Below are 6,706 nucleotides of genomic sequence, written 5' to 3' on the forward strand. Positions count from 1 at the left end.
TTTGATTGTTGGCGTCCGGGATGTGGGCTGGCGTCAAGTTTCAGCCGAGGCGAGAGGCGGCTTTCCGTTCGCTCTTCGAGGTACAGGTTGCGCCGGCGGTGGACGGTTTGCCGTCGGCGTCCAACGCGTCTCCAGCATCTGGAAACCTTGCGTGATCAAGAGGGTAAGCAGCAGATAGAAAGCCCCCGCGGCAATGAAGACCTCGTATGGGGCGAATGTCTCCGACACCAGCTGTCGGGCGAGCCCGGTCACCTCAAGCAGCGTGATGGTGCTTGCGAGGGAGCTTGCCTTCAGCATTCCAACCACCTCATTTGCATAGGCGGGAAGAGCGATCCTGAGGGTCAAAGGGAACACGATAAGACGGGCAGTGTGGAAACGGGAAAGGCCCAAGGCTTTGGCCGCTTCAATCTGCCCACGCGGGACCGCCTGGATCCCGCCGCGCAGAACTTCTGTCGTATGGGCGGCGCTGTTCAGGGTGAAAGCAATGAAGGCGCACCAGAATGGCTCTCGCATCACGGCCCATAGAAAGCTTTGGCGGACGAGGGGAAGCTGGCCAATCCCGTAGTAAATCAGGAAAAGCTGAACCAGAAGTGGCGTGCCGCGGAACGCATAGGTATATGCCAGCACGGGCGCGGAAGCCCACGGATTTGATGATGCCCGTAGGAAGGCGAGCGGGACCGAGACGGCGAAGCCTGCGGCAAGCGATGCGAATGTCAGAACCAGAGTGAGAAGAAGGCCGCGGGGAAGGGTGAGAAACGCTTCAAGCGCGATGGTCATGCTCATTGCCTCAACCTTTCATCGCCGGGAGCGAATAGCGGCGCTCCAATAACCGGAACGAAAGAAGCGACAGGCTTGTGAGGGCGAGGTAGATTGCAGACGCTGCGAGATAGAAGGGGAGCGGAGCGCGCAGTGAGCCCGCGCCAATATAGGCGACGCGCATGACGTCCGTCAGCCCGACGACAGAAATCAGCGATGTATCCTTTATCAAGGAGATGCAAAGGTTACAGAATGCCGGCAGAGCAATCGGGATCATCTGGGGAATGATGATCAGAAACCAAATCTGCGCGTTCGAAAGCCCGAGCGCCGCTGCAGCCTCTCGTTGGCCTGGTGCAACCGCGTTGATCGCACCACGGAATATTTCCGCGGCGTACCCACTGAACACGACGGTCAGTGCCGCGACACCGGCCGCAAATGCATTAATCTCGATGTAGCCACCGGCAATCGCGCTCAAAAGGGCGGTTCCGCCGAAATACGTTAGGAGGATGATCAGAAGTTCCGGAACACCCCGGATGATGCCCGTGTAGCCCCGCATGCACGATGAAACCGACTTGCGGGTCGAGTTGCGGAGAACGGCAATAAGCAAACCTAATAGGGTCCCGAAAGCGCAGCTCAAGGCAAACACTAAAAGTGTGTTTTTCAATCCAGATAAAAATTGATCTACAAATGCGTACAATGAAAGTCTCCAATATTCTAGCGAGCGCACCGAAATCGGAAAGGTATTCTCCCGACATATACTAAGAGCTTGCCGAGATTTAACCGAGGGTAGATTGGATTTATTAGCTTAACCAGCGCTCTAAGTTTGGCGTATGTCAAAAATATACTTTGACTTGCCGCCGTCAATTTATAAGATTCAGGAAGTTTTGATAAGCGCAACTTATGAGGCGCGTCGCTCGACCACGATTGAGATTCCCGGCCATGGAAATCACCGACTCCGGAGTGAAGATCCGCCACCTTCAAATATTGCGGGAGGTTATGCGCGCCGGCTCGGAAAGGCTCGCAGCGCAGATGTTGCGAATAACCCAGCCGGCGGTCAGCCAAAACATCAAGCAGCTAGAGGAGACTGTCGGCTTCGCGCTCTTCCGCCGGGAAAACAACAGGTTGATCCCCACCGTCAAGGCATGGGAATTTCTGCGCACAATCGACGCGGCGTTTGCCGGACTTGATCGGATCGGACCGTCAATCGACTTCCTGCGGAACAACGATACGCGAATGATCGGCATCGCGGCGCCAAGCACTTTTTCCTTCGCGACCTTGCCGAAAGTGGTCAAAAGGATTCGGGAGAGAAGCCGCTCTTACGCCGTTCAGGTGAAAACAGGCACGTATGAGCAGATTGCAGATCATGTGTTAAACGGCCGCTCGGATCTTGGCATCTCCCGATTGCCTATTGATGAGCGCATTCTTGATTGGGTGCCGGTCGGCTCGGCCACCAACGTATGTCTTTTTCCGGTCAACCATCGATTTGCGGCACAGCAGCTTGTCACTGCCGAAGATCTTGCCGGTGAGGCGATCATTGATATCGACCCGCAATTTGCCTCTCACCAAATGAGCGTCAATGCCCTTCGGTATATGGGAACCGCTCCTGACATCGCCGTGGAATATGACGCCAATGGCCACGACATCGGCTATGTCATGGCAGGGATCGGCGTTTCGATTACGAACGAGATCATCGCGAGAGAATATGCTGACTTCGGCGTCGCGTTCCGCCGATTTCATCCAGGGGCAATATATCACTACGTCGTCGTTTGGCAAAAAGATCGAAAGCTGAGTGATAGCCTAAGATTTGCATTGGAAGAGATAGTCGCGGCTTTGACAGATCGGGCTGCTTGACGATCGCATCGAGGTATGACCCTCGTACCGGAAAACAGATGTTGCGAGTTCATGCTGAACCGCGAGTTGTGCGCGTAAGCTTAGAGCGGGATGATTTTAGGTAGACCCGTGAGAAGGATTCCCTATGACGCAAATCAGATTCATCCTTCTGGCCGGTCAGGAGGCTGAGCTGGATGGCGAGACCTGTTTCGAATAACCGCGAGAAGTTGTAGAAGCGGTGATACAGGAGGGGTGTGGTGCCGGGCGGCGTCCAAGCGCTTCCGCATTGGCATCAGCATCGCGATCGATTGGGTGCGGCGCGTGACGCGACGGACAGCGCAGCCCGGCAGGATGAGTAGCCACAAGCCGCGAACGGCGGTGGCTTACCTAAGCCACCGAGCAGATAGTTGCGCCATATCGTAGAAGAACATCGCGACAATCGGAACTGCGTCGGTTGGCAGAAGCGGACCGGTTGTTTGTGCGATCATTGGTGCCATGTTCTCTTTAAGTGATTCTGCAGTTATCTTAAAATGGCGGATGACACTTCAATTGGACGCAATATCGACTAGAGCAAATCCTGTTCAATCCGGGTCATATCCAGCAGCCCTGAAGTAGTTTGCGCATTCTGTCGGCGTGAAGCGGAGCATCAATGCGCCTAGGACGTCCCATAGAGCATCGATCTTTCGTTCCGCGCCCTCCGTGGTTGACTGCGGCCCCTAAACCGGGACCGCGTGCCGGTGGTGACGGAAGCTATGAGATCACATGCTCAATGCGCTCGAGGTGGTGCTGAGGCACGATCTGAAGGGGTTCCTCGGCCGCTGCGATTTCCTCGACCGTAAGTCCGGTGGCGATGGCCAGGTCCTCAAGGCTGTAGCCCTTCGCAATCCTGGCTTCGCGGCGACGAGCGGCTGCGGAGGTGTTGTCGGCGGTAGCAAATTGATCCATTCCAAACTCCAAATCACGTTGATGTAGCGGCTGAGGGGGATCTGTCCCCGATGGGTTGGCTCCTTCGTGGTGCCGACTCGGTCAGAGGTTAGCCGCAACCTGCCGAGCCGCTTGGTTTCTCTTCGCAGACGCTCTTGCGTGGCTTCCGCCGCGATCTTGTTCTGCGTTCGGATGCCGAGCGCTCCTGCATTAGCGCTGTTGTTCTAGTCCTGCTTTCTATGACAATCAATCCATGGGTTTGCTCATAGGCACACGACGAGCCGTACCAACTGCCTGGGAAGAATTGTCCGCTACTGATTAACTGCGGTCGCAGATATGCCTTGCGCGATCTCATCGTCGAAGTGAACCATCTCGCCCGAGGCCATGTGCAGCGCGTCCGCGACATCGCCGAAGCGCGCCTCACCATAACGGAGGCCGGAACTTATTGAATCGGCGCCCGTTCGTAAGGACCGACATTAGGAGGATCTCACCATGGCAACGACATCCAAAGCCCGCAGCCAGGATCGTGCTCGCGTCGCAGGTGGTCAGGATCACGAGGTGAAGTACGAAGCCCGGAAGGAAGGCATTTCCAAGGAAGCGGTGAAGAAGACCGTGAAGAACGTAGGCAACAGTCGCAAGAAGGTCGAAGCCGAACTCGACCGGCACTAATCCGGGTTGGAGAGTTCAACCGTGAGGGTCCGCAGCCATAAAGTCAGCGGCGGAAACAGCCGCTGAAAGTCTGGCTCCGACGGATCATAACGCTGCGGCGGAAGGCGCCTGACTGCAGGAGTTGACGACCCCGCAGGAAGCGTTTCGGAGCAAGGCTATCGAAGCTGCGGGATACAGCGCCGTCGAGCAAAGCCAAAAGTATTGGGACGCCGGAGCGTTTCTTGCAAAGGGGCGGAGCCGCATCGCATGAGGAAGGGGCTGGCGAGCGAACCCAACGAGCTCCAAAGTCGCGATACGCGACGGCGTCGGCTGACTTTACCTGCAGAACAGAATTCAGAGGCCGACAGACCGTGGGGCACCGCGTGCGGACGCCGGTCCCGACCGGTTCGTTCAATCGACTTCTAGAAGCTGCCATCCCGTTTTTGGGACCGGCCAGCATCGTCGATCTTCTCGTGCTCACTGCGCTGAATAGGAAGCGCGGTCGGTATTAAGCCATTCTCCCGTAACGCCAAAGGCGAGCGGCGGAGCGCCGATCAATCGCCCGAGTCGGGTCTCCAGTGTTTGAAACGATGCTCAGGGAAGCGGTCGACGTGAACCTCGCTTAAATCCTGCGGAGTATTCCATTGCCGACATGCCAGTCGATCAGATCCCGAAACAGGCTTAGCGAGTGCCACGTGCATCGTCGTCCCGATGTGGACTGTAGACTAGCTTCCTGCATAGGGCGATGCGATCCTGAGTTGCGTTCATGTGTCCTCTCCTTCGCGACGGAGAGACCCTAAGCTATGCCGACTAGGCGGCCGCTATGGTGCCGGAAACGTTGGCAAAGTCGGTTAATCGGCATAGTTTGCTGGTCAGCATAAACGTGCTTTTGCCGCGCGCGGCAAAATGCAGTTTGAAGCAGCGTCGCGATCGTCGCCCAAGTCCTGCCGCCGCCTTCCGAGCCGGGTTCATAATGCCGGATTTCCGACGTTTGAAGCAAGGGTCACCTATCCCTTCCATCCACTGGTTGACCAAACCGTCTTGGTAACCGGCAGCCATGAGCACGAAGGCGTTCACTATCTGCTCATTCTGGCACACGGTGGTTCATTTCAAATTCCGGCATGGATGTTTGATCCTGCGGCAAGTTCGATCGAGATCGTAGCTGCGCCGCGCCTTTCGGCAACCAAACTCGTTGAACTGCGCGCCAAGCTTTGTTGCCTGACTATTCCGTTGCGGTCGCTGCGGTCGCCGATTGCACATTCAATACTCCGGGAAAGGCGGCAATACGCAGCGATATGTTTGTCGCGGCACGTTCGGCGCCACGGCGGTCGGCAACTGTATCGGGTTCGGCGGCATGCGGGTCGATCGGGCCGTGGCGCAGGAGGTGCTCGAGCGATTGCAACCTCTGGGAATCGAGGCGGCCTTGCGGGCAATGGAGGCGCACACGCAGCGTCATAGCGACAATCAACAGCAACTCGAGAACTTAATCAAGCAAGCACAATACGAGGCTGCCAGGGCGCGCCGCCAGTATGATGCTGTCGATCCGGGCAATCGGTTGGTCGCCGGCGAACTGGAGCGGCGCTGGAATGAGAAGCTGATCCTATTGCGTGATCTCGAGGTCCAGTTCGAGATGCTCTCGACCGACCGTAACACGCCTGCTTTATCGGCCGACGACCGTACAAGATTGATGATGCTCGGTAGCGATCTATAGTAAGGCATGGGACAGGTCCCGACGCGTCTAACGCGAAAAGATCATTCGGCTGCTGATCAAAGAAATCATTGTCGATACCGTTGACGACACATTGGCGCTCGTCATTCATTGGCAGGGTGGCGATCACACCCGGATGACGGTGAAGAAAAACAAGATCGGCCAGACCCGCTGGGCAGTTAAGGCTGATGTTGTCGATCTCGTTCGCAACTTGGCGAGGCAGTTGCCCGATTTGTCGATCGCAGCGATCTTGAATCGATCCGGCAAGCGGACAGGGCATGGCGCCAGCTGGACGCGAAGCCACGTCTGCAGTCTTCGCAACATCCACGGCATCTCCGTCTATCGAGAAGGTGAACGGGCCGAACGCGGTGAGAGAACCCTCGACGAGGCCGCCGACATTCTAAAGGTGAGTCGAGCTACCGCCTACCGGATGGTCAGCAGCGGTGTCCTTCCCGCTCGCCAGTTATGCACCGGAGCGCCGTGGATCATCCAGCTTTACATTTCTCGCAAATGTCGGGCATCCGCCACTTTTGTCAGGTTTGTCGTGATTGGAACGTTTTGTTCGCCGGTCTCTCCGTCAAATACACATCAACCTGCCCTCAACCCGCCCATTGATAAAAGAAAATCATCTTCTTGGCGCGTCGGAGCAGTTGGCATGGTGTTTGCTGATCCCTGGTTACAAGCGGCAGAAAGCAGTCTGCATTATGCCGGTTCATGAAACGAACGGAACGGAGGCCACCTGACCGTTCGTCATCGGATCCGCGTTCTACCAAGCGGCCATGCATAGTCCGCCGGCGGAAGGGTCAATCCCGATGTCACAGCTTGCAACCAACTCAAAGA

The 6,706-nt window shown here is 56.6% G+C and carries 8 protein-coding genes and 3 pseudogenes; 6 read left to right on the plus strand and 5 right to left on the minus strand.

Annotation, left to right across the window (positions count from 1 at the left end; genetic code table 11):
• Window positions 1-33: 33 nt before the first annotated feature.
• Window positions 34-783: an ABC transporter permease gene (locus GA0061105_RS27580; protein WP_016737468.1), complete on the minus strand. Its 750-nt coding sequence runs from the start codon at window positions 781-783 to the stop codon at window positions 34-36.
• Between the two features lie 4 nt (window positions 784-787).
• Entirely contained in the window at window positions 788-1,453 is a 666-nt protein-coding gene (locus tag GA0061105_RS27585) for an ABC transporter permease subunit (RefSeq protein WP_077991388.1), read from the minus strand.
• Window positions 1,454-1,695: 242 nt separating this feature from the next.
• Here GA0061105_RS27585 and GA0061105_RS27590 point away from each other — a divergent pair, with 242 nt between their 5' ends.
• Window positions 1,696-2,607 (plus strand): LysR family transcriptional regulator, encoded by a 912-nt coding sequence (locus tag GA0061105_RS27590; RefSeq protein ID WP_029875814.1) that lies wholly within the window; start codon window positions 1,696-1,698, stop codon window positions 2,605-2,607.
• A gap of 173 nt (window positions 2,608-2,780) precedes the next feature.
• Window positions 2,781-2,958, plus strand: a pseudogene (locus GA0061105_RS33570) (IS630 family transposase); the annotation flags it as partial.
• A 209-nt stretch (window positions 2,959-3,167) separates the two neighbouring features.
• Here GA0061105_RS33570 and GA0061105_RS32195 read toward each other — a convergent pair.
• Both GA0061105_RS32195 and GA0061105_RS27595 read right to left on the minus strand, forming a co-directional pair.
• Window positions 3,168-3,278 (minus strand): annotated as a pseudogene (locus GA0061105_RS32195) (IS630 family transposase); the annotation flags it as partial.
• A 58-nt stretch (window positions 3,279-3,336) separates the two neighbouring features.
• Window positions 3,337-3,531 (minus strand): hypothetical protein, encoded by a 195-nt coding sequence (locus GA0061105_RS27595; protein WP_010068053.1) that lies wholly within the window; start codon window positions 3,529-3,531, stop codon window positions 3,337-3,339.
• A 471-nt stretch (window positions 3,532-4,002) separates the two neighbouring features.
• Between GA0061105_RS27595 and GA0061105_RS27600 the strand changes: the two genes are divergently transcribed.
• Complete coding sequence (locus tag GA0061105_RS27600; protein WP_004668584.1) at window positions 4,003-4,179, plus strand: DUF3606 domain-containing protein; 177 nt, start codon at window positions 4,003-4,005, stop codon at window positions 4,177-4,179.
• Between the two features lie 789 nt (window positions 4,180-4,968).
• Here GA0061105_RS27600 and GA0061105_RS27615 read toward each other — a convergent pair.
• Complete coding sequence (locus tag GA0061105_RS27615) at window positions 4,969-5,235, minus strand: hypothetical protein (RefSeq protein ID WP_237358605.1); 267 nt, start codon at window positions 5,233-5,235, stop codon at window positions 4,969-4,971.
• Here GA0061105_RS27615 and GA0061105_RS33970 point away from each other — a divergent pair.
• From GA0061105_RS33970 to GA0061105_RS33580, 3 genes and pseudogenes are all read left to right on the plus strand, one after another.
• Window positions 5,200-5,274: pseudogene (locus GA0061105_RS33970) on the plus strand (DUF5372 family protein); the annotation flags it as partial. The gene GA0061105_RS27615 and the pseudogene GA0061105_RS33970 overlap by 36 nt on opposite strands.
• A gap of 136 nt (window positions 5,275-5,410) precedes the next feature.
• Window positions 5,411-5,869 (plus strand): ATP-binding protein, encoded by a 459-nt coding sequence (locus tag GA0061105_RS27625; protein WP_077991390.1) that lies wholly within the window; start codon window positions 5,411-5,413, stop codon window positions 5,867-5,869.
• Window positions 5,870-5,960: 91 nt separating this feature from the next.
• The gene (locus GA0061105_RS33580; protein ID WP_245304434.1) at window positions 5,961-6,584 is read left to right on the plus strand and encodes a helix-turn-helix domain-containing protein; all 624 of its coding nucleotides are present in this window, start codon (window positions 5,961-5,963) and stop codon (window positions 6,582-6,584) included.
• Window positions 6,585-6,706 lie beyond the last annotated feature (122 nt).

Origin of the sequence: Rhizobium aethiopicum (assembly GCF_900094625.1) — a bacterium.
Classification (GTDB): domain Bacteria; phylum Pseudomonadota; class Alphaproteobacteria; order Rhizobiales; family Rhizobiaceae; genus Rhizobium; species Rhizobium aethiopicum.